This is a genomic window from Lactobacillus sp. ESL0791, assembly GCF_029433255.1.
In the GTDB taxonomy this organism is placed as follows: Bacteria; Bacillota; Bacilli; order Lactobacillales; family Lactobacillaceae; genus Lactobacillus.
In genome coordinates this window covers 1,105,506-1,131,209 of sequence record NZ_JAQTHU010000001.1, presented here as the reverse complement: position 1 = coordinate 1,131,209, position 25,704 = coordinate 1,105,506, and the positions used below count along the sequence as shown (strand labels likewise).

Here is a 25,704-nt window from a genome sequence, read left to right as displayed (position 1 = left end):
CCTTAATAAATTTATTTTTTAAAACGCTATTCTGAGAATAAAATACCTTACACTAAATTGTCAAATCTTTCTTTTTATTTAGCCTCTGATAAGGTGAAAAATTTGTCCTCTTTAAATTCAAAATCAACAATGGGACTGGCACCCGCTTCGATCAGCCTATTGGGACCTGCGGACAACTGACTAGTGATTGGCCCCGGAACCGCATAGACATTGCGGTTTTCCTGTAAAGCCAAATTAGCCGTGATTAAGGAACCAGATCTTTCCTTTGCTTCTGTTACGATAACACTTTTTGATAAGCCTGCCAAAATTCGATTACGTTCGGGAAATCGAAAAGGTCGCGGCGGCGTGTCCGGCAGATATTCGCTTAAAAGCAGTCCTTTTTTGATGATTTCTTCTTGAATCACATGATTCTGCATTGGATAATAATGGTTTAAGCCATTGCCAACAACAGCGATAGTTTTTCCATTATTGTTTAAAGCAGCAATATGCGCCATTGAGTCTACACCTTTAGCAAGCCCACTGGCAATCACAAATTTCTTTTTTATTAAATTTGGCACTAATTTGTTAATCACCGTCCTGCTATAGTCAGACGCCAGTCGAGAGCCAACAATCGTGATAATTTCTTGCTGCAATAGTGACAGGTCGCCGCGGGCAAATAAAATAAGCGGCGGCTGATAGATTTGCCGCAACTTCTCCGGATAAAGCTCATCAAAAAAACTAATTACAGTGCACTGCTTGCTAATGCACTCTGCCATCTTAGCAGCTTTTTGGTCATTAAAGGCATTGCGGCTGGCAGTTAACAATGCTTCTGGTAGCGGTAAATGGTTAATCAGCTCAAGTGTCACCTCGTCCGTATCCAGTTGACCGGCAATTTGCAGCAGTTTGACATAACCAATACCCTTTTGCAATTTTAGGCGTAATAAAAAATCCGTTATTTTCATAGAAAAAGCCTCCTAAACGTAAGTACGTAAAAAGAGGTTAATATTTTTATTTAAAATTATCTTTGCTTACCCAGCAGCTCACTTACCGGTGCAAAAGTTTTGCGGTGAATAGGTGTCGGCCCGTATTTTTTTAGTGCAGCAATGTGCGTGGCTGTGCCATAACCCGCATTATGCGCAAAATCGTACTGCGGGTAAATTTTAGCATAATCCGCCATCAGCCGATCTCGGAAAACCTTGGCAATAATCGAGGCCGCAGCAACAGAATTGGATTTGGAATCACCCTTGATTAGCCGCACTTGCGGAATTGTAACCGGCACATCCATTGCATCAACAATAAGCACATCCGGTTTTTTATCCAAAGCATTTACTGCCTGGGCCATCGCTAACCGATCTGCTTCATAAATATTGATTTGGTCAATTACCTCTGGACCTTTTAAGCCAATGCCGACACTGACAGCTTCCTGCAAAATCAAGGGGTACAATTCTAATCTTTGCTTAGGGCTCAATTTTTTAGAATCATTGACATCTAACAAGTCAAAGTTTTCATCAAGTATTACCGCCGCCGTCACTACAGGACCCGCTAGCGGTCCGCGACCAACTTCGTCAACACCAGCAACCAGCTGGTGTTTCTCCCAAAACTTTTTTTCATAGCCAAAACGATGCAAAAATGCTTCCCGCTTCTTCTGCAGCTTTTCTTGACGACTGTGATAAGCTGCAAGCAGCTTTTGAACGCCGCTGCGGCTGTCCCGACTCCAAGCAGTCAACTCTTCTGCTGTTGCCTTGCCATCTTTTAACAAAGCTTTTATTTCATTGATTGTCATACCCGGTCCAAAGAAATCCTTCCAATTTTACCTTTGCGCAAGCGCTGCAGCATATAAAGCGAAAAACGGTCATACTCATCCCGCATCCCGTATACTTCCGTCATTGCCAGTAACAAGTCCGGATCAGAAATATTGACTAACTGTTCTTTGCTAGTACGGGCAAATTTACACAAGGCAGATGGATAATATTTGCGTAAATTTTTAACAACAAACAATGCAACATCATCTGCATGAAAAATACTGTCCTTGATTGCACCAAAAGCAGCCAGCTTGTAGCCCACTTCCTGCTCATCAAACTTAGGCCACAAAATTCCCGGTGTATCCAAAATTTGAATATTGGATTGTGTTTTGAGCCACGTTTGCCCCTTGGTTACCCCAGGCTTATTGCCAACCGCAGCTGCATTACGGCCAACTAAACGGTTAATGATGGTCGACTTGCCGCAATTGGGGACACCAACTAGGGCAATCCTGATTGTTGGTGTGGCTGCTCCTTTTTGCTGCAATTTTTCCACCTTAGTCATGGCCGCTTTTTTAATCATTTTAACCAAAACCTGCATCTTGGTCGTGTGCAGTGAATCTAAGGCCATCACAAATTTACCAGGAGCCTGCAATTTTTTCTGCCACAATTTCGTCAGCACCGGATCGGCTAAATCGGCCTTATTCAAAATAATAAGGTGCGGCTTTCCCGCCACCAGCTTTTCAATCAGCGGGTTGCGCGATGCCTGGGGAATGCGGGCATCAAGTACCTCAACTACGACATCAATCAAACCCATCTTTTCTTCAAGCTGGTTGCGCGCCTTATTCATATGCCCAGGATACCACTGAATATTCGACATTATTGCTCTCTTTTCATTAAAAAAGGCCCAACTACTTGGCCTTTGTCAGTATGCCATTTTTTCTTTATACAGTTGATAAGCCTGATCAAAAATGGTCATGCTAGGCAAATAGCCCGCATTCAGTTCTAAATAATTTGATAATTTTTCATAATTTTGCTCCTGCTTGGGAAAACTCAAATCGTGCTCCGCATTGTTAGCAAACTGCGCAATATCATCACTTGAATCTGGGTCCCTTTGCGTCATCAAAAAACGGTAAAAACTTTCTCGATAAGCCATCTAGTTTACTCCGTATAATAAAGAACTGCATACGCATCTAAACCCGCGTGGGTAGCAATTGCCGGACTCGTTTCTCTGACCAAAACATCAATCGTGCTGTCAATCTCTTCAATCCGCCGTTTAAATTCAAGCAGATTCTCGGGAGCAGTTTCGCCAGCAGATACGTAAGAGATGCCCACCTCAGAAACCTTACCTTTATTAGCCGCAATATCGGCTAACACCCGTTCATCAAATGCACGGGTAAATTTCTTTCCGCGACCCTTTTTAGCAACTATCAGCTTGCCATCAGGCATTTGCAGCTCAATACGAATGTTTAAAAAACTGGCAATCTTACCAGAAACAGGGCCAAGACGGCCACCTTTAACAATATTCTCTAAATTAACAATCATCATCCGCAGTTTTTCTGATTTTTGAATTTGTTCAACGTGTGCGAGAATTTCCTTGACGCCTTTTCCCTTAGCAATATCACGTGCGGCTGTCAGGACTTGGAAGCCTTCGGCCCGATCTGTTATCTGTGAGTCAATTAAATGCACCTTATCCGCAGTTCCTGTAAGTTCAACTGCCTGCTTTGCCGCAATCACAGTGCCGCTCAGTGCCTTGCCGATAAAAATCCCGATCACATCACTGCCATCAGCAGTCAACTTTTTAATCGTTTCAACAATTCGCCCAATTGGCGGCTGACTAGTCTTAGGCAGTTCTTTTGCCTTCATCATCTTGAGTACAAATTCATGCCGACTAATGTCCACCCCATCTGTATAGGTATGATCATCAATCATAATCGACAACGGAATCACCGTAATATTATATTTTTCAATTTCTTCAGGTGTTAATTGCACTGAAGAATCCGTCATAATTTTTATCTTTGTCAACGTTTGCGTCCTCAATTCTAAAATGTTGTTTTAATTTTATGTTAGAATATGACCAAATCACTTACAAGCTATTATAGCAAAAAATTATTAAAAAAAAGAAATTGATTGGACTGAATAATAAATGAAAATTTTACAACTGTGGCAAAAACCCAAGACAAGGTCAAAAGCCTACCACATTTTAGATAATACCCTCAGTGCAGTGACCCATGGCATCGGTTTTTGTCTCGCTGTGGCCGGATTAGTCATTTTAATTGTTAAGGCAGCATCAACCGGCAGTGCCCTGCGCGTCGTTACGTTCACGATTTACGGTTCCTGCTTGGTTCTGCTGTATCTTTTCTCAACCTTATTTCACAGCCTGATTTTTACCAAGGCTAGAAATGTTTTTCAGATTTTTGACCATTCGTCAATTTTCCTGTTAATCGCCGGCTCCTACACACCATATTCGCTAGTGGCAATCGGCGGTACTTGGGGATGGACCTTATTTATTTTAATCTGGGGCCTAACTATTTTTGGCATTATTTATTATATTTTTAATCGAGGCAAGCATGTCATCCTGGACACCATTCTTTACGTTGCCATGGGCTGGCTTGTCATTCTGTCAGCCAGTTACTTGTACGTGCGACTAAGCCCAGTCGGTTTCTGGCTTTTGGTAAGTGGCGGGATTGCCTACACGGTGGGCGCAATTTTGTATTCCATGCAAAATGTGCCCTTTATCCACGTTATCTGGCACCTCTTTGTAATGCTGGGATCAATGCTGATGTACTTTTCAGTTTTATTTTACGTTTAGAATCTGTTTTCTTTTTAAAAAAGCGGTAATTGCTTCCTTACTATTTTCAAGCTGGCCATTGACAACTTCCTCTTTAATTGTAGTCAGTATTTGCCCTAGCTGGGGGCCAGGCTTTACTCCCCGCTCAATCAAAAAGCGACCATCAATCGCTAGTTCACTGGTGGCCTTAATTGGCAGCGCAACATAGCGGTCAACTAACGCCTTGGAGTCAATCGGCTGCCCTAAAATATGGGCAACATCAATTGCATTTAACAAGGTGCTTTTACCAGCGGTAAACAGTTCGTAATCGCTTGGACTGCGATCGGACAGTAAGTCAAACAGGGCAACAATCTGCTCCACGTCAGTCGTCATTGCATTGGAATTTTTCCATTCATGCATGAACTGCCCAATTTGTTCATTGGGAATTTTCAAAATAATAATGATTACCGACCACAAGCTGGTTTCTAGCGAAGGACTAAATTTTAATTGCGGATAAACTTTCAGTGAGTCACTCTCACCGGCAAACGCCGGCACATCCTCGCTCAATTTTGTCTCTAAAAAAACATTAAAGGCTGCACGCGAATCAGGGCCCACACCCATTTTGACAAATTCATCACGGATTCGTTCAACCGATATTTTTCGTAATAATTTGTGGTTTACCAGCACCGCCCGCTTAGTTTCATCCGCAAGCGAAAACTTCAGCTGACTCATGAAGCGCACGGCACGCATCATTCGCAAGGCATCCTCATGAAATCTCTGTTCGGGATCGCCTACTGCCTTGATCAAGCGCTTCTGCAAGTCATTAATTCCGTCAAACAAATCAATTATTTCGCCTTGGGTATTCATTGCCAGAGCGTTGATTGTAAAATCACGCCTTTTTAAGTCTTCACTTAAATTCTGGACAAAGGTAACGTGATCGGGACGCCGGTAATCCTGATAACCGGATTCGGTTCTAAAGGTCGTTATTTCGTAGCTGCCACCAGCATACAGTACCGTAACGGTACCATGCTTTATCCCTGTATCAATTGTTTTAGGAAAAAGCTTTTTAACTTCTTCTGGATAGGCGCTTGTGGCAATATCAATGTCGTGAATATGTCTTTTTAGCAGTAAATCGCGCACAGCCCCGCCGACAAAATAGGCCTCAAAGCCGGCATTTTCAAGCTGCTCAAGAACTGGTAATGCCTTCGTAAAAATACTTGGTAAATTTTCTATCTTCATTATTTGTTTTCAACTCGTTCATTTTAAATACTATTAGAAAATATCTTATGTTTAAATAAAAAAAGGATTTATTATGCAAAAAATTAATTCCAAAACCATTTTTGAATTATTGATGATTGCCCTTGGCTGCGCAATTTATGGCTTAAGCTTGGATATGATCTCTGTCCCCAACAAATTGGCCGATGGCGGTATCAGCGGAATTTCCCTGCTGCTCAAACACTTCTGGGGCATAAATATGGGACTATCCTCGCTGATTTTAAATATACCCCTGCTTCTTCTTGGCTACCGTTTTATGGGCAAGCGCCTGTTAAGCTACACAATTTGGGGAACACTTTGCTTATCATTTTTCTTGTGGTTCTGGCGGTTAATACCTATTATATATCAATTAAACCTTGAACACGACCTCTTCTTGTCGGCTATTCTTGCAGGAACTTTATCCGGCATTGGCTTAGGATTAGTCTTCCGTTATCACGGCACATCGGGTGGCAGCGATATTATCGCGCGAATTGGACAAATGAAATTCGGTATCCCCTCGGGCCAGCTGCTGTTGATGTGTGATGCCCTGGTTCTGATCGTTTCCCTTTCTTACCTTGATCTCAAACACATGATGTATACCCTGCTTGCTTCATTTATCCTTTCAAGAGTTATGGACACGGTTCAGCAAGGTGCATACACGGCAAAAGGGGTGTTGATTATTTCGGATAATTATGAAAAAATTGGACAGATGATTGATCTAAAACTGGACCGCGGCTTCACCTACTTTAAGGCAATGGGCGGCTACCAAAAGAAAGAGCGGCCGGTTATCTATGTAGTCGTTTCCCCAAGAGAGGTTACCACAATCAAAAATTTAATTAGCCGTGAAGATCCCAATGCCTTTGTCAGCATTATTGATGTTCACGAAGCATTGGGGGAAGGTTTTACCTATAAGCAGAAACAGGGCCACTTGCTTTTTAGAAAATAATGAGAAATAAAAGACATAGTCACGAGCTTTTTTCGCCACTATGTCTTTTTACTTGTTATAACTCGTTGTATAAATCCTGCATTTCCTGATCATCAGGTTCCAAGCGCAAATACCTTTCAAGCAATTCCTTGACAATTTCACCAGAATTTTTTTCTTCAGTAAAGAAATGAATCATTGCCCGCAAAAAATCCGGATTAGTTTGAAAATCAGGGTAAGCAAGTAAAAATTCACTTTTAGCCTTCTGGCGGTTATCAAGGCGCTCGTAAGAAAGCGCCATGTTCCAGTGCGCCTGGGGTTCAAGTTCCTCATCGTCAAGCTGATTAAACAAATTTAAGTTGGCAACATCCTGCTTTTCATAAAGATAGAGTCGGGATAATTGTAAGCGCAGGTCACTATTATCCGCTAAAAGCTTTAGTCCCTTAGTAAGCAGATTTTCAGCGGTTTTCAGATCATTCAGTTTAAACGCAGCCCTGGCCCCTTTTTCGTATAAAATTGGGTCAATTTCATTATAAGCAAGACCTGCTTGCGCAAATCGCAGGGCCTGCTTGCTATCATTTTTTTGCTCGTAGGCAGTTACTAACAAGGGATAGGCATTGACGTAATCTGCGCTTTGATCAAGAACGTCATTCAGGTAGCTGATTGCCTTGTCTGGCTCATTAACCGCTAGCATCACCAGCCCCGCCTGATACTTACTGTCGATGTCAATGATCTCGCCGCTATGCTTTTTGATTACCTGACTGGCCTCTTCATAACGGCCAAGCTTTGCCAGCGTTTGAAACAAACGTTGATTTAAATTAACTTCACCAAAATTACTCTGCCGCTTCAGCAAATCCTGATAAAGCGGCAGGGCCTGTGCAAATTCCCCACTTAGATAGTCTAATTCAGCCAAGCCAAACTTAACGGCATCTTCATCAGGAGCAACCTTTAACGCCTTCAGGAGCTTATTTTTTGCTGTTTCGAGCAAACCATTAGTCTGATAATAATCCGCTTGAACTAACAGACTGTCAAGGTATGCCGGTGAAGCGACATCGATCCCGTATAGAAGCGTCAAGGCATCATCGTCTGCCCCATCATTCAATAAAATTTCCGCTAAATATACCTTAAATAGGTCCTCATCTGGAAATTTAGCAATCAAGGCCCGATAAATTTCTTTTGAGAGGTTAGTAAAGCCCAATCCAGTCAAATTTTCCGCAAGTGATGCCAAAACTTCCGGTGAATCATTATCCAGGGCTTTTTTTAACAAAATTTTCTGCTGAGAAAAATCCTGCTTTTCGAGTGAGTCAAGTAATTGTTCAGAATAGTTCATCCTTATCTCCTTCAATTAAGTTTAGCATCTATTTTTACATAAAAAAAGCGTTGGTACAAAACCAACGCCTTTTCTAAAATGTCAGTTACTATTTAACAGACTCTTTAAGCGCCTTTCCTGGTTTAAATGCAGGAACCTTGCTTGCCGGAATTTGAATTTCAGCACCAGTTTGCGGGTTACGGCCCTTGCGTGCAGCACGTTGACGCACTTCAAAAGTACCAAAACCGATCAACTGGATTTTTTCACCCTTTGCGAGACTGTCTTGAATAGAACCAAGTGTTGCCTCAATTACCTCAGCTACATCTTTTTTAGTTAATTTAGTCTTTGCAGCAACTTCAGAAACTAATTCAGCTTTATTTGCCATCTAGATTCACCTCCTAGATTAAATTCTTATCCCAATTAGGGAGGACAAGAAATCATGATTAGCACCAATCATTAATTTCTAACCCCAAAATAGCACAAAAACCTTATTACAACAAGCTTTTTACAAAATCACTTACGTTTTCGCGCAATAATCTTAATCGGCGTTCCCGTAAAATCAAAATTATCCCGTAACTGGTTAATCAAAAAGCGCTGATAAGAAAAATGCATTAATTCTGGATCATTGACGAAAACAACAAAGGTCGGAGGGTTAACCGCAACTTGGGTCATATAATAAACTCGCAGCCGTTTGCCCTTAACCAATGGGGTTGGCACTAATTTACTTGCTTCAAGCAGTAAATCATTCAGTACACTGGATTTAATCCGCTGATTTTGGTTTTGGTAAACTGCTTTTACCATCGCCGGGATCTGTTCCAGTCTTTGACCGGTCTTGGCCGATACGAATAAAATGGGTGCATAATCCAAATATTGAAATTCTTCGCGAATCACTTGTTCAAAGTCTTTGCCGCTTGAACTATTTTTCTTTGGTAAATCCCACTTATTAACAATGATGATAATGCCACGCCCGGCATCATGAGCATAACCAGCAACGTGCTTGTCCTGCTCCCGAATTCCTGTACTTGCATCCAGCACCAAGCAGACAACATCGGAACGCTCAATCGCACTCATTGCCCGCATAACTGAATATTTTTCCGTTTTTTCGTAAACCTTGCCTCGGCGCCTAATACCGGCCGTGTCGACAATTCGAAACTGAGTGCCATCGGAACTTGTAAAAGGCGTATCTACCGCGTCGCGAGTAGTTCCTTCTTCATTATTAACAATCACCCGTTTTTCACCAACAAGGCAGTTAACAATTGAAGATTTGCCGACGTTAGGCCGGCCGATAACACTAAAAGAAATTTCCTTACTATTATCTGCGTCCAGATCCTTAGGAAATTTACTGACTATTTTGTCAAGCAAATCACCGATACCCGTTCCGTGAACACTGGAAACAGGAATTGGGTCCCCCAAGCCTAAACTGTAAAAATCATAGATGTCGGACCGTTGCTCGGGATTATCGGCCTTGTTAACGGCCAAGATCACCGGCTTTTTGGTTCGGTAGAGCAATTGCGCTATCCGCTCATCTAAATCCGTCAAGTGGCTAACAGCACTGACCAATGCCACAATCACGTCTGCTTCATCAATCGCAATTTCTGCCTGCGCCCGAATTTCATCTTCAATTTTACCGTTTTCCCAAGTAATTCCTCCCGTGTCAATTAAGGCAAACTTGTGTCCCAGCCACTGTGCCTGTGCATAATTGCGGTCGCGGGTCACACCCGGTTTATCCTCGACAATTGCCAAACGCTTATTAATAATCCGGTTGAAAAGTGTTGATTTACCGACATTGGGACGGCCAACAATTGCTACCACTGGCAACACCATTTTTCAGCCTCCTTTAAAAATAAAAAAAGACCGACAGAGTCGGCCTTTTTATAAATTACTGACGATCTTTTAATTGATCACCAATAAGATCACCTAATGCAAAACCATTATCATCGTTATTCATATATTTGCTATTAACTGAGTTGCGATTATTACGTGAACGATGAGGACGAGAGCCTTCGTTATCTGAATTATTTGGTTCAGCAGCCTTCATTGACAACGAGATCCGTTTATCACCCGGATCAATGTTCAAGACCTTAACCTTAACGGTTTGTCCCACCTTCAAAACATCACTCGGCTTATCAACATGCTTATATGAAATTTCAGATACATGAACCAAGCCTTGAATACCATCTGCTACTTCAACGAAAGCACCAAAGTTAGTCAGTGACTTGACTTCGCCTTCAAAAATGTCGCCTTCGTGCAAATCAGAGGTAGCCTGCTCAAATGGGGATGGCTCAGTTTGCTTGATTGAAAGTGAGATGCGGTTACGTTCATCATCAATTCCAATTACCTTAACCTTAACATCTTGACCAGGTTTCAAAACATCACCTGGTTTATCGATGTGCTTGTATGAGATTTCTGAAATGTGAACCAAACCATCAACGCCACCAACATCAACGAAAGCACCAAAATTGGTTAAACGAGAAACCTTGCCTTGAATCACATCACCAACAACTAATTGTGATGCAACCTTATCAAAGGCTTCTTCGCGTTCCTCTTCAATTAAATCCTTGTGTGAAAGAATTAACCTATTCTTGCTAGGATCAATTTCAGTAATCTTAAGTTTCATTGTTTTGCCAATATAAGGTTTAAGATCTGAAACATAGCGGTTAGAAATTAACGAAGCCGGTAAAAATCCTCTTGTCCCAACATCTACTAGTAAACCACCACGAACTGATGAGGTTACTTTACCTTCAATGGTATTGCCTGCTTCAAAGTCCTTTTGAAGCTCATCATAAGCTTCTCTTTCCTTTAAGCGCGTTACGGAGAAGAAAAATTCACCATTTTCCTTGTCACCGCCAGCCTTTTTCAATACCAAAGCTTTAAACTTGTCGCCAGGCTTAACAAGCTCACGTAAATCAGCGTTGCGATCCTGAGTATATTCACGACGTGGAATAATACCTTCAACACCGGCATTAACAACACCGACATCAATTTGACCATCTTCAACGTCTAATACTTCAACGTCGACAATGTCTCCGACCTCAACCCCTTGCATTTCTTTCAATGCATCTAAAAATTGATTACTGTTTTCTGACATATTTACCTCCCAATATCATATTCTAATTTTAAATGAAAGTTGGATTTTTTTCTACTGTTTTCACATCTTTTTTATAGTTTTTTTTGACTTTTTTTTATTTCTGCCAAAATTTCTTCCACTACCTGCGAAATTGTCATGTTCGTTGTGTCAATTTCCACTGCATCTGCTGCTTTTTTCAACGGCGAAACTTCCCGGTGTGAATCTTTGTAATCCCGTTCGGCGATATCCTGTTCAATCTGTTCAACCGTTTTATCCGACTTGATTCCGCGCTGCTGAAGATCAAGAAAACGCCTTTTTGCACGTGAATGAGCGGAGGCAACCAAAAAAATCTTTACCTCAGCATGAGGTAAAACCGTTGTCCCAATATCCCGGCCATCCATGACCACGCTAACTTGACCAGCCATTTTTCTCTGCAGATTAACCATTTTTTGCCGTACACCTGCTAACGCCGAGACCTGTGAGACATTAGCGGAAATTTCCGGCAGCCGAATTTCTTGGGAGACATTTTTGCTGCCGATAAAAATATCTTGTTGACCAGCAACCGTTCTAAAGGTGATCTCATTGCTATCAAGTGCCTGTAAAATCCCCGGCTCATCGCCATAATCCAAATGAGTATCACGTGCGATTAAGGTACATGCACGATACATTGCCCCCGTGTCAATATAAATAAAAGATAATTTTTGCGCAATAATCTTTGCGACCGTACTTTTCCCTGCTGAAGCAGGACCATCAATTGCTACTTGCATTACATTAAAAAAGGGGGCCTATCATTCCCCTACTCCTTTTCTAAAAATTATTTTAACTTGAGTGTCTCACCGGCGTTAACCTGAGATGAAGCATCAATATTATTCAGTTGAGCCAATTCATTGACGGTCATATGAAATTTTGCAGCAATTCCAATCATCGTATCGCCGGATTGAACCACATAGTAAGCTTTACGCTTTGAAGCCTTTTTGCTGGTCTTCTTATTTGACTTGGCAACCTGTGCAGCCTTAGTTTTTTTGCCGGCGATCTTTTTTGAATGGGTAGCCAATTTGTTTTTCGACTTAGCTTTTTTAGCAATCTGTGGCTCTGCAACCTGTCCAGCTTTCTTTCCTTCAGCCGCAAAATGATGAACGACCGGAATAAGTGCTACAAGAATGATTATTAAAAAAGCAATCTTTATTCCCCAATGATGAGAAGAATTAGATTTATTTTTGGATACTCTAGACTCAAGCGGCCGCTTATAATGTTGATACGGCCCTTCATGCTTTTGGTTCAACTTTTCAATACCTCCATCTCCACTTCGCTTCATTTTAGCATATTTAAATAAATGATTACACAGAAAAAGTGTTACTTATTTTTTAACAGTCAGGATTTTAGGTATCTTCATCTGTTTAGAATTTAAAAAGGCCACAAAAAAACTGCAGCAGATTTTTTATCCATCACCTGCTACAGCTAATTATATTGTATTTTTATTTTTAAAAGTGTTTTTCAACAAATGGTTTGATGCTTTTCAAAACCGTCTCGAATAGGATATAAACGACAACGCCATTGATTGCCCCTTTAACAAGGTTAAACGGTACAATAAAACTAAAGATATAAGTTCCCATTGACGGGATGTGCAGCAACTTAGCTAAGTAAACTTTTTCTGTAAAGTTTAGTAAGCCAGGATAGCTGTGAATTGCCGGCGCATTAGGAATCGAAGTTACAGCGTACATTGGCGTTAAAACTAAAGCATTTAGAGTTGCCAGCACAACGGTCATTGCCAAAATTCCGATGATTATTCCCAGAAGTGGGTATAAGTGCTTCTTAGCAGTAGTCGCATCTTTCTTGATATTCTTGGTCATAAAATAAAATGGAAAAGCAAACGAAATTGAAGCCAAAAATGCAGCAACTTGACCAACAATACTTGGTAAAGCAAAGCCGTGATAAATCAAGTGCAGCGCCATCCGAATAAGGGCAATAAAGGCACCAGGCCCGGCGCCAAAGAGAAAAGTCCCGATTGCAATGATTACGTCAGAAAAATCAAATTTCAAGAAGCTGGTAATTGGCAGCGGAATTTCAAATAACATTATTACAAAGGCCAACGCACCAAGCAACGCATAGGCAATGATATTAGCTAACTTTAGTGAATGCTTTTTATTTTCAGTCAAAATAAACTTACCTCCAAAATAAATCAGTCTGTTGCTCCAGCAACAGACTGATAAAAAGTAAGTATTGTCTTTTCTTTTAGTTAGTCTGTCTTCTTTCATCTAGACTCTTACTATCGGTATCTCAAAAGACTTCCACCACTTGCGTGGGTCGTGGACTTGCACCACCGGTCGGGATTTACACCCTGCCATGAAGACAACAAACTTAATATTCAATTAACAGCTATAATGTTAATCTACTTGTTTCAATCTGTCAACCTCTGCATGTGATAATTCACGGTATTGACCAGATGTAAGTGAATGCAGATCCAAAAAGGAGTAACGCTCACGTGCCAATTTTTCAACGCGGTGATTAACCGCCTTAAACATTTCTTTTACTTGGTGATAATGGCCCTCATGAATCGTTAGCTGAACGATTTGGGTATTTTTGGCCTTATCCGAGCGGATAATCTTAACCTTGGCCGGTGCGGTTTTATAGTGATCAATTTCAACACCATGAGTTAATTTGTTTATTTCTTCCGGCAGCAGATGACCACTGATTTTAGCAACATAGACCTTTGCTACCTTGTTCTTAGGGTGCATCAGCAAATTAGCCAGTTCACCGTCATTTGTCATTAACAATAAGCCTGAAGTGTCGTAGTCAAGGCGGCCAATCGGATATAAACGGTAAGGAATATCTGCAAAATAGTCAACGACCGTTTTCCGACCCTTATCATCACTTGCCGTTGAAACAACGCCGCGGGGCTTATAAAATAAAAAAGTGTGCAGACTCGCGCGTTCAATCGGTTCATCATCAACCGTAATATTACTGAAAGAATCTACTTTGGTCCCCAATTTTGTAATAACCTGACCATCTACACGGACACGTCCGGCTACAATCATCTTTTCTGCCTTGCGCCGCGAAGCAATTCCTGCTTCCGCAATCACCTTTTGCAAACGTTCTAACGCCATTACTTTTCTCCTTTTTCTAACTGTCCAAGATTTTTATCAGCCTGGCCCTTTGCGGCAAAGAGATCTACTTCACCCTCGGCATCAAAACTGTCATCTTCAAAATCTTCAATGAGCGGTAAATCTGCTAAACTATGATAACCAAAATATTGCAGAAAATAATTTGTTGTCACATATAAATTGGGGTGCCCAGGTGCTTCCTTTTTACCGTTAATCTCTACTAATCCGCGCCACACAAGCGTCTGAAGCGCACCTGAAGAATTAACGCCGCGGATTTCATCAATTTCAACCCGGGTAATGGGCTGCTTGTAGGCAATGATCGCTAAAATTTCTAAAGCTGACTGACTCAAATTTTTGGTCAGGTCCTTTTGAAAATAACTTTCAATCACCTTGCTTACCTTAGGACTGGTTGCAAGCTGATAATGATCATTAATATGCAGCAGCTGCAGGCCAGCATCATTATTACTTGTCAATTTCTCCGCTAAATTTTTGGTTAATTCCCGCAGCGCCGCCTGGCTAATCTGCAAAAGGCTGCATAAACTTGCCGTATCGATTCCATTATCACCGGCAACGTATAGCAAAGCCTCTAATTCTGCCATTTTAGTTGCCATTGGGCTCAATTCCCTTCAAAATCAAATCGCCAAATTCTCGCGCCTGAGTTACCCGAATTTTATTATTTTTACACAATTCTAACATCGCTAAAAATAAACCGATAAAATTGCCTACCGTCTTAAATTTTTCCGCACACTTAAAAAAACTCACACTTTGTTTCCCTTTTACTTGTTCTTCCAGATACGCACACATTTGCTTAACCGGTGTTGCCGCAACGTCAATTGCGGCAACTTCAGGCTGACGCAGTTTTAGCCGCTGCATGACGACAATAAATGTATTCGCTAGTTCAGTTGGCGTAATTTGCCCCAGCGGCAGCGGCTGCACTTTTTTTCCTGTCGGAACACTCATTTCCTTGGAAACACTAATAGGTACTTCCTGGTTACGCTTTTTAAAATAAACCGAAATCTTTTTGAAGACGGAATACTGCACAAGCTGCTGGACCAATTCCTCCCGCGGATCTTCTGCTTGCTCGTCGGCATCAATAAAATCATTTTGCGGCAGTAAATACTGCGACTTAATTCGCAGCAGGGTTGACGACATCACAAAATATTCTCCGGCTACCTGTAAATTAAGCCGCTGCATCTGGTCCAAATAATCCAAATATTGTTCCGTAATCTGGGCAATCGGAATATCATAAATGTCAATTTTTTGCGACTTGATTAAATGCAAAAGCAAATCAAGCGGCCCTTCAAAATTTGGCAGCTCTAAAGTTAAACTAGTACTCATCTTTTTTAATAAAGCGCAGTAAGTATGTGTATTCTGGAACTGCCGTCACTTTTTTCTTAGGGTAATCACTCGCTAACTCCCGAACTGCTGCCGCTTTCGCCGCATCATTGCGGTAACCCGGCGCCATCGAAATATAACGAATCACAATAAAACGGTCGTTATCTTGGGTGCCAATTACCCCCACACAATTACCTTTCTCATTACTATAAAGATAAAGCTGAAATTCCGGACTTTCCCGGTTCAACTTTATTTCATCCTTCAGATTTGTTAAATTTTTAAAATCCGGCAAATACGATAATAATCCCATTGCCGTTTTTTCTCGATCATTTTTACATTCAGTTAGCATCATTTCACCTAGGCACGCGGATGTGCCTTTTTATATACCTGCAAAATATGTTTTTGGGACAAATTAGTATAAATCTGGGTTGTACTGATATCAGAATGACCCAAAATTTCTTGAACAACCCGTAAATCAGCACCGTTTTCCAGTAAATGTGTGGCAAAAGTGTGGCGCAGGGTATGCGGCGTCACGTCCTTTTCAATACCCGCCAATTTGCAGTAACGCTTAATAATCTGCCAAACTGCCTGTCTTGTTAGGGCACCGCCACGGCTGTTGAGAAAAACAAACTCACTATTTTTACCGCTTTTAAGCAGCAAAGGTTGGCGGACTTTTTCTTCGTAGCTGCTGATCCATGACAAGGCAACATCACTAATCGGAATTAAGCGTTCTTTAGAGCCTTTACCCAAAACTTTTACTAATCGCAGATCTTCATGTAAATCTTTAAGCTTTAAATTAATCGCTTCGCTAACCCTGATTCCGGTCGCATACATCGTTTCGAGCAGTGCCCGGTCTCGCAGCCCCAGCTTTTTGTTAGTATCTGGCTGTTCGAGCAAGCAATTAATCTCGTCTTGACTAAGCGCAACGGGCAAGCGGTGCTCCTTTTTGGGGGGATCAATTTCAAGCATTGGATTTAATTTCTGAATGTTTTGCCGAGCCAGCCACTGGTAAAATTTGCGTAAGCTTGAAATCATCCGGCTAAGCGAACTAGTGGCTTTATTTAAATCGCGTTGTTCCGCCAAAAAGGCATCAATATCAGTTGCCTTGGTCGGCCAAGAGGTCAGCCCCTCTTTTTTTAAAAAAGCGAAAAATTCTTCTAGATCCTGCCGGTAAGCGGTAATCGTATTTTGGCTAAGGCCGCGTTCTACTTGACTGAAACGAAGATAATCTTCAATTTGTTCCTCTAACTTATTCATTTTCATCAGGATCTTTAACTAACGTAATCGTGCCCGCAATTTTATCTTCGCTAATATACTTGTCCTTGAGCAAATGTCCCAACGCACGTTTAAAGGCAGACTTAGAAACACCAAAGTAATTTTTGATTTCCTGTGCGTCTGACTTGTCATAAAACGGTAAGGTTTTATTCTGCTTGCGGCGCAGACTCATCAAAATCATTTGGGCATCATCATCAATTTCCTCAAACGCCCGCGGCAGACTGCTCAGATTCAACCGGCCATACTGACTAATGCCGACTACCCGCGCTTTTAACTGCTCTCCCAGGCGTAGCGGCCGCGCCATTTGTGATTCATGAATAAAACCCAGGTAATAGTCCTTAGTGATAACAAATGCTCCGATGTCGCGGCTGGCATATACGGTGACGAAAGTATCTTTATTTTTCATGTCATCGGGAAAACTACTTGCCAGCTGGTCAAAAATATTTTCATCCGCTAATTTTGCCCAAATTCGGTCACGTTCGTCAGTTTCAATTCGCACTAGCAGCTGATCATCCTTTCGCGGCCATTTTTCCATCGCAAAGGGCAAATCATCAAGCGAAACAACAATATCCTTATTAGTGAGGCCAATATCAACAAACACCCCTAAATTAGCTTTGACATCTGTCACTTTACCCCAGCCATATTGATCTTGCTGTGCAAACGGCCAAAATTGGGTTAATTCTCGCTTATGCTGTTGGTCCTCATAAATAAAACCCTCGACTTGAGCACCGATTTGCGGAACTTCTTCCTGCGTGATTTCCTGCTTTTTTAATTCATAAGTAACCCCATCTATCTGAACAAAATAAGAATGTTCATTTTGGTCAATTACTTTTCCTTTTTCAACTGTTCCCAGCATCTTTTCTCCTATTTTACATATTCTGTCTTCTTTAGTATAAGAGAAAATTACCAAAAATAAAATAGCCAGCACTTAAACTGACTATTTTAAATTGCAAATTTTATTTATTAAAATTAAAGATTGGCTACTTCACCTTGGTAAATTGCACCGCGACGCGCGTCAACGGTAATCGTAATACCACTGGCAATCTTTTCAGTTGCATCAGTAACACCAACAACAACCGGAATTCCAAGTGACAAGCCAACAACAGCTGCATGTGAAGTCAAACCAGAAGCCTCAACAACTAACCCGGAAGCCTTCTTGATTGCAGGCATGTAATCAGGATCGGTTATTCTAGAAACTAAAATGTCGCCTTCTTTAATCTTGCTGTTAGCCTCTTCAGCACTGTTTGCAACAACAGTCTTGCCGATAACAGAACCATTGCCGACACCTAAGCCTTGTGCAAGCTTATTCCCAATGATTTGCAGCTTCATCAGATTAGTTGTACCTGAATCGCCAACCGGAACACCAGCAACGACAATTACTAGGTCTCCATCTTTAACGTAACCATTTTCTTTGGCAACCTTAGCTGCCAAATCAAACATATCATCAGTTGAGTCCGGCTTTTCCGTTAGCATCGGTTGAACTCCCCAAGTAATGCCAAGAGAATGTTGCACTTTTTCATCAAAAGTCAAAGCTAAAATGTCAGCATTAGGACGATATTTAGAAATCATTCTTGCCGTATAGCCAGAGTTAGTTGCGGTGATAATTGTCTTCACACCCAATTCTTGAGCAGTTCGAACAACAGACTCCCCAATTGCTTCGGTAACATTTGAGCCCTTATATTCTTCAAATCTTTGCAGTGCCAGCGTGTTGCGCTTCAGCAGCTCTTGCTCTGTTCTTTCATCAATTTCAGCCATTGCCTGAACGGCCTTAACTGGATAAAGTCCATTAGCTGATTCACCCGAAAGCATCGTTGCGTCAGTACCATCGAGAACAGCATTGGCAACATCGGAAACCTCGGCACGGGTTGGACGCGGATTCTCCTGCATTGAGTCAAGCATCTGCGTAGCAGTAATTACTGGTTTACCCAAAGCATTTGCCCGCTTGATCAAATCCTTTTGAACAAACGGAACATCAATAAACGGAATTTCTACACCCATGTCACCACGAGCGACCATTAACCCATCAGAAACCTGCAAAATTTCGTCAGCGTTGTCGATTCCTTCTTGTGATTCAATTTTTGGATAAATTTTAACATAGTCGCAACCAGCATCTTCACACAATTTACGGATATCTAAGATATCTTGCGCTTTACGGGCAAATGAGGCGGTAATGAAGTTAATTCCGTGCTTTAAGCCAAATTTAATATCATCTGTATCTTTTTCAGTAATTCCCGGAAGGCGAATCTCAACACCAGGGGCATTTACACCCTTCTTTGAGCCAATGATTCCAGTGTTCTGTGCTTCACAAACCAATTCTTTGTTGGCATCATCTTTTGCTTTAATTAGTAAGTCAACCAAACCATCATCAATTAACACATGACCACCAATACGTGTATCGTCAAACAAGCCAGGATAGGTAACATGAATCTTATTCTTGTTGCCTGCCTTAGAATCATCCATTGAAACGCGGATCTCGTCTCCTGTGTTGATTGTGAACTTGCCGCCTTCTTGATCAGTGGTTCTGATTTCAGCACCCTTGGTATCGAGGTCAATCCCTAATACTAGACCAGTTTCTTTTTCAACTTGCCGAACCATCTTCATCCGTGAGAGATGTTCTGCGTGATCACCATGTGAAAAATTAAACCGAAATACATTTGCACCAGCCTTTGCTAAAGCAGTAATCGTTTCAATATCATTTGAAGCGGGCCCTAAGGTACTAACAATCTTTGTCTTTTTCATTATCTAAAAAAATCCTCTCCGAAGTTTGACCAACTTATTTAGTCATTTCTTCATTTATATCCAACAGCGAAAAATCACTGTGATGCTTCTCATCAAAAAGATCCAAAATATCATGCGTTGTAAGCTTACCGTTTTCCACACCGACAGCTAAACCGCCTTTACCGTCAAGGAGTAAGTCCACTGCATAATGTCCCATCTTGGTTGCATTTACACGATCCACAACAGTCGGCGAACCGCCGCGCTGCATGTGACCAAGAACATTTGCACGGGCATCAAAGTCGCCATATTTTAAAAGTTCAGTTCTAAAATCAGCAGCATCCATTACACCCTCTGCCAGTATTACGATACCATTATCCTTACCATTAGCAAAGTTACGCTTCAAAGTTTTAGCAATTTCTTTAATATCGTAAGAATGCTCAGGAATGACAATCGCATCTGCACCAGTAGCTAAACCGACACGAATTGCAATGTCGCCGCATTCACGGCCCATAACATTAACAACGAATACACGGTGATGACTGCTAGCAGTATCACGAATTCGATCAATTGCATCCATCGCGGTCGTACAAGCGGAATCATAACCAATCGTATACTCCGTGTATGGAATATCATTATCGATCGTCCCCGGCAAACCAATTGAATTAATACCAAGCCGTGTCAGCGCCAAAGCACCATGATAAGAACCATCGCCGCCAATTACAATAATAGCATCAATATCATTCTTTTTAAGCTCAGCCACAGCCTTTTCCTGCACTTCTTTTTGTGCAAATTCAGGATAACGGGCACTGTAAAGAAAAGTGCCACCCAAATTTATTTTATGATCAACATCTTCAGCCGTAAGCGGAACAAAGTCTCCCGTAACTAATCCGGCAAAACCATAACGAATGCCCACAACACCCAAGCCGTGGTGAATAGCCGTCTTCGTCACAGCCCTAATTGCTGCGTTCATGCCTGGGGCATCGCCGCCACTAGTTAAAACACCAATCCGTTTCATTAACTCACCTCATTAAGATTATTTGTGTATCTTCTCACATCATTTAGATTTTAACATTTTTTGCGCGCAAATTGTTAAAAAAACTAACTTAATTTTTTGATTTTACAGGCATTTTGAATGATAACGGTAACAATCCATCAAAGCCTTTTTTATTAATTTATCCTTCCTTATTCTTAAAATTTACTTCACGTAAATTGGTCATAATATATTGCTTTTTACTATTATCAAAGCGATCACTACCGGCTTTTAATCCAATTAAGTAAATATTGCCTTCTTTTAAAAAGCTATGTACCTTATCATAAACCGCTGGGAAAATGACAATTTCCTCTTTACTGGTTGAATCTGCAAAACTTGTAAACGCCATTGTCGTCCCTTTTTTTGTCCTAACCAGCTTCAGACTCATCAACTTGCCCACACTAATGCCAGAATCTCCAATTTCGAATTGATTAAGCGGTTTAGCAGCAAATTTTTTCGCGTACTTTTGGACAGCAATCAGCGGGTTAGCAGTTGTGGCAAAGCCTAAAACTTGCTCTTCCATTTCCGCCTTAGCCGACGGGGTCGGTGCTTCGGCTTCCTTTATTGGTACGCCGCCTAAGCTTTCTGACAAAGAAATGTTTTGGCCCGTTAATTTAACATTTTCAACTAAATCCTGACAGTTTAACAGCAATTTATTGCGGTTGTTGTCAATCTGATCAAAGCAACCAGCCATAATCAGCAACTTGATTGCGTCAGTCTGCAAATATTTTGGATTAATTTTTCTTAAAAAATCAAGCAGCGACTTAATCGGCTTTTTTAGTGCCACAATTTCGTGCAAGAAGTCATTCCGCAAACCCTTAATTGCCCGCAAGCCGACCAAGATTTTTTTATTATTGACGGTGAAATCATACGCACTTTTATTGATGTCCGGTGCTAAAATTCGCACATTGGCCGCTTGTGCCCGCATAATATATCCTTGAGCTTTTACCTTATTTGAGCCGGTTGAATTAAGCATTGCCGTATAAAATTCGGCCGGAAAATGAACTTTTAAATAAGCCAGCCAAAAGGCAATTTCGGTGTAGGCAACAGCGTGGGACCGATTAAAACCGTAATTAGCAAACTGCTCAATATAGTTATAAACACGTTCACCCACGGCGCGCGGGTGCCCCTTCTTGACCGTGCCTGCAATAAACTTATCCCTTTCCTGATCAATCACATCCTGCTTTTTCTTGGACATTGCCCGCCGCAATATATCGGCCTCGCCTAAAGAAAAGCCAGCCAAAACCTGGGCCGTTTGCATTACCTGCTCTTGGTAAACCAGAATTCCGTAAGTGGGAGCAAGAATGGTTTTCAAGCTGGGGTCGGGATAAGTCACCGGTTCTTTGCCGCGTTTACGCGCGACAAACGAATCAATATTTTGCATTGGGCCTGGCCGGTAGAGCGCATTAACCGCCACCAAGTCTTCAAAGTTGTCCGGGTGAAGCGATTTTAAAACTCGTCTTATTCCGGCAGACTCAAACTGAAAGACCGCTTCGGTATCGCCTGCTTGAAACAATGCTAAAGTTTTCGGATCATCCAAAGGAATTTTATTTGGATCAATATTTATTCCTTGTTTTCTGATTGCTGTTAGTGTATCACCCAAAATCGTCAAGTTGCGCAAACCCAAAAAATCAATTTTCAATAATCCAAGTGCTTCAACATACTTCTTGGTTTGCTGGGTCACGGGAATTCCTAATTGACCTGACTGCAGACCGGAAATCTCCGCAATTGAATTATCACTGATCACCAGTCCCGCGGCATGGATCGAATAATGCCGTGGCAGGCCCTCTAATCCGCGCGCCGTTTGAAACAACAACTTATTTTGCTCACTTGCACCAACCAAGATGCGCATTTCCCGCGAATCTTTATAGGCATCATTTAGGCTGATTTTAGTTTTAGAAAAAGGAACAGCATTGGCCCACTTATTCAATTCAACAACTGGCAGTCCAAAAACCCGACCGGTGTCGCGCAAGGCCTGTTTAGCGGCCAACGTGCCAAAGGTTAAAATTTGTGCGGCATGATCCATGCCATATTTCTGGTACATGTACTTGATGACATCATCACGTCGATTATCCGGAATATCCAGATCAATATCGGGCATTTCGTGCCTCGCGGGGTTCAAAAAACGCTCAAACAGCAGATGATACTTCAAAGGATCGACTTCAGTAATTCGCAAGGCGTAAGAAACAAGCGAGCCGCAGGCGGACCCTCGCCCCGGTCCGGTAGTAATTCCTACCCGGTGACAGTAATTGATGACATCCCAAACAATTAAAAAGTAATCGTCAAAGCCCATTTGGTCGATTACACCCAATTCATAATCCAGCTGCTTTTGATATTTTTCAGGAACTGCTCGACCGGCAAAACGCTCAGTCAAGCCCTTGTTGGTTAAGTAGGTAAGATATTCTTTTGATGACGGAAACTCATCTTGACGATATTTGGGCAGAACCGGTGCTTGAAAGACAACTTCGGCATTGCACTCCGCGGCAATTTTCCACGTGTTTGTGACCGCTGAATCTAATCCCAAATTATGGTAGCGTTCATTAACTTCCGTTGCCGAATTCAAAAAATGTGAACCCTTTTGTTTGGCTAGTTCAATCGTATCTTCCAGCTTAGTCCCAGCTTTGATTGCCAATAAGGTGCGACGCAAAAACTGCTCCTGCGGCTTTAAATACTGTGTATCTTCAACGGCAACTAATGGTAAGTCGAACTGCTTAGCCAAAGCTTGAATATAGTCAAGATAATTTTGCTGCTGCTTAGAGGCATAAACCCCGAGGTAGAAGGAACTAGACGACGGCAGCAATTCCTTTAGTTTTCTAATAAAATCATTGCACAGTTCCTCGTTTTGCTCTTGCAGAGCTAACAACTCACTGTGTGAATTAGCAGACGTAATCATGACCAGGTCACCTAAATACTTGGTCAGTTCGTCCAACGTTAACACTTTTTGCTTTTCGCCATTCTCCGTTAGTAAGTTAATTGCACTGGATAAACGTAAAATATTGTGGTAACCGGCATTATTTTTTGCAAGAACAATCAGATCATACTGATTAGTGCTGTCAACCAAACCGTTAACACGTACCTGCATTCCTAGCAGCGGTTTGATTCCCACTTCTTTGGACAGCTCAAAAAAATTAACCAAACCGTAGGTCACATTGATATCAGTCAAGCCAACAGCTTCATAACCCAGCTGTTTGGCCGTAACCAATAAATCTTTAACCTTAGTTGGACTTTCTAGCAATGAAAAAGAACTGATATTTTGAATTGCAGCAACTTTCATTTCATAACCGCCTTTCTGTAATAAGTATAGCAAACCAGCTGTTTTTAGTTTGAAAAAAAGACCAGACTTTGTTAGAATGCTTCATATGAAAGAGGGAATTGCCATGGGGCGCTATCTTGTAACTATTTGTTGGAGCATCGTCTATATGCTGATTATCGGCTTTATTGCTGCTCCGTTAACCCACAACGTCTTCAGCGTTGTTGAGGCCTTAATTATCGGTGCTATTTTCGGTTTATTATTTGCGATAATCATTCCGACAATTACCGCACACGCAGTTAAAGATAAAAGCAAATACAGTAAACTTAAGTAAATTTAAAAAACTGCTTTGAGAAAACTTTCTCAGAGCAGTTTTTTAATAAAAGTGATAATTGCTGACATCATCAACATTAACCAGACCGGAGGTCAAATATTCCTGAAACATCTGAATGTAGTCTTTATCAAGCGTAAATTCTATCTTGTCCTTGCTGTATTCAGGATAAAAGCCACCGCCCATTGCCCGGTAATTATTAACCGCTAAGTGATATACCTGGTCAGCGACAATCTCTTCACCGTGAAAAGTTAAAGAAGTTAAGCGGCGGCCGACCGGCCGTGAAATATTCGCTTGGTAATTAATCGGATAAAATAGATCAAAGTTAAACAGAAGCGAGTGCGGCCGAATGTACTTATCCGCAAAAGCTACTTTACCGGCTTGATCTTTTGTTAAAAACGCCAGACTGTGCTCAATAACGTGCCGCAGTTCCCTACCCGTGACTCTTACACAGCATAGCTGATTGGAGTACGGGTAATTGAGGATCAGATCGCGCATCGTAACTTGCTTGTCAAAGCCATGCGCTGTTTCACTCATTAACGCCGTTGCCGAAATGTCTGCCTTGGTAAAATAAAGCTGCATCTGCTGAAGCAGATTAATAAAGGGCGACCCGTGGAGGCGTGCCGCAGTCGCATTCTTAATTTTGGCAGGCTTATCTAAGATAGCAATTGGCCGGTCGAGCCAGACTTGTGTTTCCCATTCTAGGTCTTTACAAGCATGCAAAACTTCAGAATCGGGATTAACTTCTCGGGTGTCTATTAACCGCGTTGTCATCGCTGAAATTTTTTTAGTTTTATCATCTATGTCTAAAACCACTTCAGCAACCGTTTCACCACGGTATCCGGACTGTACAATCGCTGTTCCTTTATCCACCAAACTTATCCGTTGATGCTGGTGACCAGTGAGCAACATATCAATTCCAGGTACCTCTTTTAAAATACGATATGCTTCATTTTCACCATTATGCGGCTGTGTCGCTCTTCCCGTTGCTGGGTCACTTTCAAAGCCGCCATGATAAACAACTGCCAACACATCAACCTGCGACCGCAATTTTTGGGCAACTGCTTTCACCTGTTCATACGCAGAAACAAACTTCAGGCCAGCAAGCTTTTCCTTGCTTTCCCAATTGGGAACATACTGCGTTGTGCAGCCAATAAGACCAACTTTAACTCCTCTTTTCTCAATTATTTTAAACGGTGCTAGATCAAAAGCAGGTAAATTTGTTCTTTCAGCTACAATATTAGCATTAATAAAAGAATCATTGGCATAAGCCAAACATTGCTTTAAGTAGTCCGTGCCGAAGTCAAAATCATGGTTACCCAAAACACGGGCATCGTAGCCCACACAATTATAAATATTCGCATAACGCACAAGGTTATCTTGACTGTTCTCGTGAACATAGGCAGCTAACGGTGAACCTTGGAGAAAATCACCGGCATCCGTGACAATCACATTTTCTGTGCCATATTTTTCCCGTTCCTGTTTAATGACAGAATTCACCCTGCTCAAACTAAAAGGAGCTTGATAATTGTTTTTTATTTGATAATCCGTCGGCAGCACATAGCCGTGAAGATCACTTGTATGCAAAAAAACTAACTTCATAAATTTCTCCACAAAAAAAGAC

General features: G+C 41.5%; 26 protein-coding genes and 1 riboswitch. Of the genes, 3 read left to right on the top strand and 23 right to left on the bottom strand.

Going from position 1 to position 25,704, the window contains the following annotated elements; translation table 11 throughout:
- Positions 1-74: 74 nt before the first annotated feature.
- The 5 genes from dprA to PT285_RS05645 are packed head-to-tail and all read right to left on the bottom strand — an operon-like array spanning position 75 to position 3,743.
- Entirely contained in the window at positions 75-941 is an 867-nt protein-coding gene (gene dprA / locus PT285_RS05665) for a DNA-processing protein DprA (RefSeq protein WP_277148594.1), read from the bottom strand.
- A gap of 56 nt (positions 942-997) precedes the next feature.
- Positions 998-1,762: a ribonuclease HII gene (locus PT285_RS05660; protein WP_277148592.1), complete on the bottom strand. Its 765-nt coding sequence runs from the start codon at positions 1,760-1,762 to the stop codon at positions 998-1,000.
- Positions 1,759-2,598 carry a ribosome biogenesis GTPase YlqF gene (ylqF, locus tag PT285_RS05655; RefSeq protein WP_277148590.1) on the bottom strand — a complete coding sequence of 280 codons (840 nt, stop codon included), beginning with the start codon at positions 2,596-2,598 and terminating at the stop codon, positions 1,759-1,761. The genes PT285_RS05660 and ylqF overlap by 4 nt, the downstream gene beginning before the upstream one ends.
- A 45-nt stretch (positions 2,599-2,643) precedes the next feature.
- Positions 2,644-2,874: a YozE family protein gene (locus PT285_RS05650; protein WP_277148588.1), complete on the bottom strand. Its 231-nt coding sequence runs from the start codon at positions 2,872-2,874 to the stop codon at positions 2,644-2,646.
- Positions 2,875-2,879: 5 nt separating this feature from the next.
- Positions 2,880-3,743 carry a DegV family protein gene (locus PT285_RS05645; protein ID WP_277148586.1) on the bottom strand — a complete coding sequence of 288 codons (864 nt, stop codon included), beginning with the start codon at positions 3,741-3,743 and terminating at the stop codon, positions 2,880-2,882.
- Between the two features lie 121 nt (positions 3,744-3,864).
- Between PT285_RS05645 and PT285_RS05640 the strand changes: the two genes are divergently transcribed.
- A complete protein-coding gene (locus tag PT285_RS05640) occupies positions 3,865-4,530 on the top strand; it encodes a hemolysin III family protein (protein ID WP_277148584.1) in 666 nt (221 codons plus the stop codon).
- Here PT285_RS05640 and PT285_RS05635 read toward each other — a convergent pair.
- Entirely contained in the window at positions 4,516-5,730 is a 1,215-nt protein-coding gene (locus PT285_RS05635) for a CCA tRNA nucleotidyltransferase (RefSeq protein ID WP_277150631.1), read from the bottom strand. The two genes, PT285_RS05640 and PT285_RS05635, sit on opposite strands and share 15 nt — an antisense overlap.
- 70 nt (positions 5,731-5,800) lie before the next feature.
- Here PT285_RS05635 and PT285_RS05630 point away from each other — a divergent pair, with 70 nt between their 5' ends.
- Positions 5,801-6,688 (top strand): YitT family protein, encoded by an 888-nt coding sequence (locus tag PT285_RS05630; protein ID WP_277148582.1) that lies wholly within the window; start codon positions 5,801-5,803, stop codon positions 6,686-6,688.
- Between the two features lie 55 nt (positions 6,689-6,743).
- Here PT285_RS05630 and PT285_RS05625 read toward each other — a convergent pair whose 3' ends face one another.
- The 16 genes from PT285_RS05625 to PT285_RS05550 all read right to left on the bottom strand — a co-directional run bounded on the left by PT285_RS05625 (position 6,744) and on the right by PT285_RS05550 (position 23,773).
- Entirely contained in the window at positions 6,744-7,994 is a 1,251-nt protein-coding gene (locus tag PT285_RS05625; protein ID WP_277148581.1) for a tetratricopeptide repeat protein, read from the bottom strand.
- 88 nt (positions 7,995-8,082) lie between these two features.
- Positions 8,083-8,358 (bottom strand): HU family DNA-binding protein, encoded by a 276-nt coding sequence (locus PT285_RS05620; RefSeq protein WP_277148579.1) that lies wholly within the window; start codon positions 8,356-8,358, stop codon positions 8,083-8,085.
- Positions 8,359-8,486: 128 nt separating this feature from the next.
- Positions 8,487-9,797 (bottom strand): ribosome biogenesis GTPase Der, encoded by a 1,311-nt coding sequence (der, locus tag PT285_RS05615; RefSeq protein WP_277148576.1) that lies wholly within the window; start codon positions 9,795-9,797, stop codon positions 8,487-8,489.
- A gap of 55 nt (positions 9,798-9,852) precedes the next feature.
- Positions 9,853-11,061: a 30S ribosomal protein S1 gene (gene rpsA, locus PT285_RS05610; protein ID WP_277148574.1), complete on the bottom strand. Its 1,209-nt coding sequence runs from the start codon at positions 11,059-11,061 to the stop codon at positions 9,853-9,855.
- Between the two features lie 71 nt (positions 11,062-11,132).
- The gene (gene cmk, locus PT285_RS05605) at positions 11,133-11,807 is read right to left on the bottom strand and encodes a (d)CMP kinase (protein ID WP_277148572.1); all 675 of its coding nucleotides are present in this window, start codon (positions 11,805-11,807) and stop codon (positions 11,133-11,135) included.
- A gap of 47 nt (positions 11,808-11,854) precedes the next feature.
- Positions 11,855-12,322, bottom strand: a complete 468-nt coding sequence (locus tag PT285_RS05600; protein WP_277148570.1) for a LysM peptidoglycan-binding domain-containing protein — start codon at positions 12,320-12,322, stop codon at positions 11,855-11,857.
- A gap of 199 nt (positions 12,323-12,521) precedes the next feature.
- Positions 12,522-13,196 (bottom strand): ECF transporter S component, encoded by a 675-nt coding sequence (locus PT285_RS05595; RefSeq protein ID WP_277148568.1) that lies wholly within the window; start codon positions 13,194-13,196, stop codon positions 12,522-12,524.
- Between the two features lie 83 nt (positions 13,197-13,279).
- Positions 13,280-13,395, bottom strand: a riboswitch (FMN riboswitch).
- Between the two features lie 29 nt (positions 13,396-13,424).
- Positions 13,425-14,144: a pseudouridine synthase gene (locus PT285_RS05590; protein WP_277148566.1), complete on the bottom strand. Its 720-nt coding sequence runs from the start codon at positions 14,142-14,144 to the stop codon at positions 13,425-13,427.
- Positions 14,144-14,752, bottom strand: coding sequence for an SMC-Scp complex subunit ScpB (gene scpB, locus PT285_RS05585; RefSeq protein ID WP_277148564.1), 609 nt, complete (start codon positions 14,750-14,752; stop codon positions 14,144-14,146). The genes PT285_RS05590 and scpB overlap by 1 nt, the downstream gene beginning before the upstream one ends.
- Positions 14,742-15,479, bottom strand: coding sequence for a ScpA family protein (locus PT285_RS05580; RefSeq protein WP_277148562.1), 738 nt, complete (start codon positions 15,477-15,479; stop codon positions 14,742-14,744). Before PT285_RS05580 ends, scpB begins: the two co-directional genes overlap by 11 nt.
- Positions 15,469-15,825, bottom strand: a complete 357-nt coding sequence (locus PT285_RS05575) for a reductase (protein WP_277150629.1) — start codon at positions 15,823-15,825, stop codon at positions 15,469-15,471. The genes PT285_RS05580 and PT285_RS05575 overlap by 11 nt, the downstream gene beginning before the upstream one ends.
- 8 nt (positions 15,826-15,833) lie before the next feature.
- Entirely contained in the window at positions 15,834-16,733 is a 900-nt protein-coding gene (gene xerD / locus PT285_RS05570; protein ID WP_374211488.1) for a site-specific tyrosine recombinase XerD, read from the bottom strand.
- Positions 16,726-17,607 (bottom strand): S1 RNA-binding domain-containing protein, encoded by an 882-nt coding sequence (locus tag PT285_RS05565; protein WP_277148558.1) that lies wholly within the window; start codon positions 17,605-17,607, stop codon positions 16,726-16,728. Before PT285_RS05565 ends, xerD begins: the two co-directional genes overlap by 8 nt.
- Positions 17,608-17,720: 113 nt before the next feature.
- Positions 17,721-19,490, bottom strand: coding sequence for a pyruvate kinase (gene pyk, locus PT285_RS05560; RefSeq protein WP_277148556.1), 1,770 nt, complete (start codon positions 19,488-19,490; stop codon positions 17,721-17,723).
- A gap of 34 nt (positions 19,491-19,524) precedes the next feature.
- Positions 19,525-20,484, bottom strand: coding sequence for a 6-phosphofructokinase (gene pfkA / locus PT285_RS05555; protein WP_277148554.1), 960 nt, complete (start codon positions 20,482-20,484; stop codon positions 19,525-19,527).
- A gap of 157 nt (positions 20,485-20,641) precedes the next feature.
- Entirely contained in the window at positions 20,642-23,773 is a 3,132-nt protein-coding gene (locus PT285_RS05550) for a DNA polymerase III subunit alpha (RefSeq protein WP_277148552.1), read from the bottom strand.
- Between the two features lie 103 nt (positions 23,774-23,876).
- On the opposite strand from PT285_RS05550, the gene PT285_RS05545 reads away from it, so the two are divergent.
- Positions 23,877-24,083: a DUF2929 family protein gene (locus PT285_RS05545; RefSeq protein WP_277150626.1), complete on the top strand. Its 207-nt coding sequence runs from the start codon at positions 23,877-23,879 to the stop codon at positions 24,081-24,083.
- A 42-nt stretch (positions 24,084-24,125) separates the two neighbouring features.
- Here the strand turns inward: PT285_RS05545 and PT285_RS05540 are convergent, their stop codons facing one another.
- Positions 24,126-25,682 carry a bifunctional UDP-sugar hydrolase/5'-nucleotidase gene (locus PT285_RS05540; protein WP_277148549.1) on the bottom strand — a complete coding sequence of 519 codons (1,557 nt, stop codon included), beginning with the start codon at positions 25,680-25,682 and terminating at the stop codon, positions 24,126-24,128.
- Positions 25,683-25,704 lie beyond the last annotated feature (22 nt).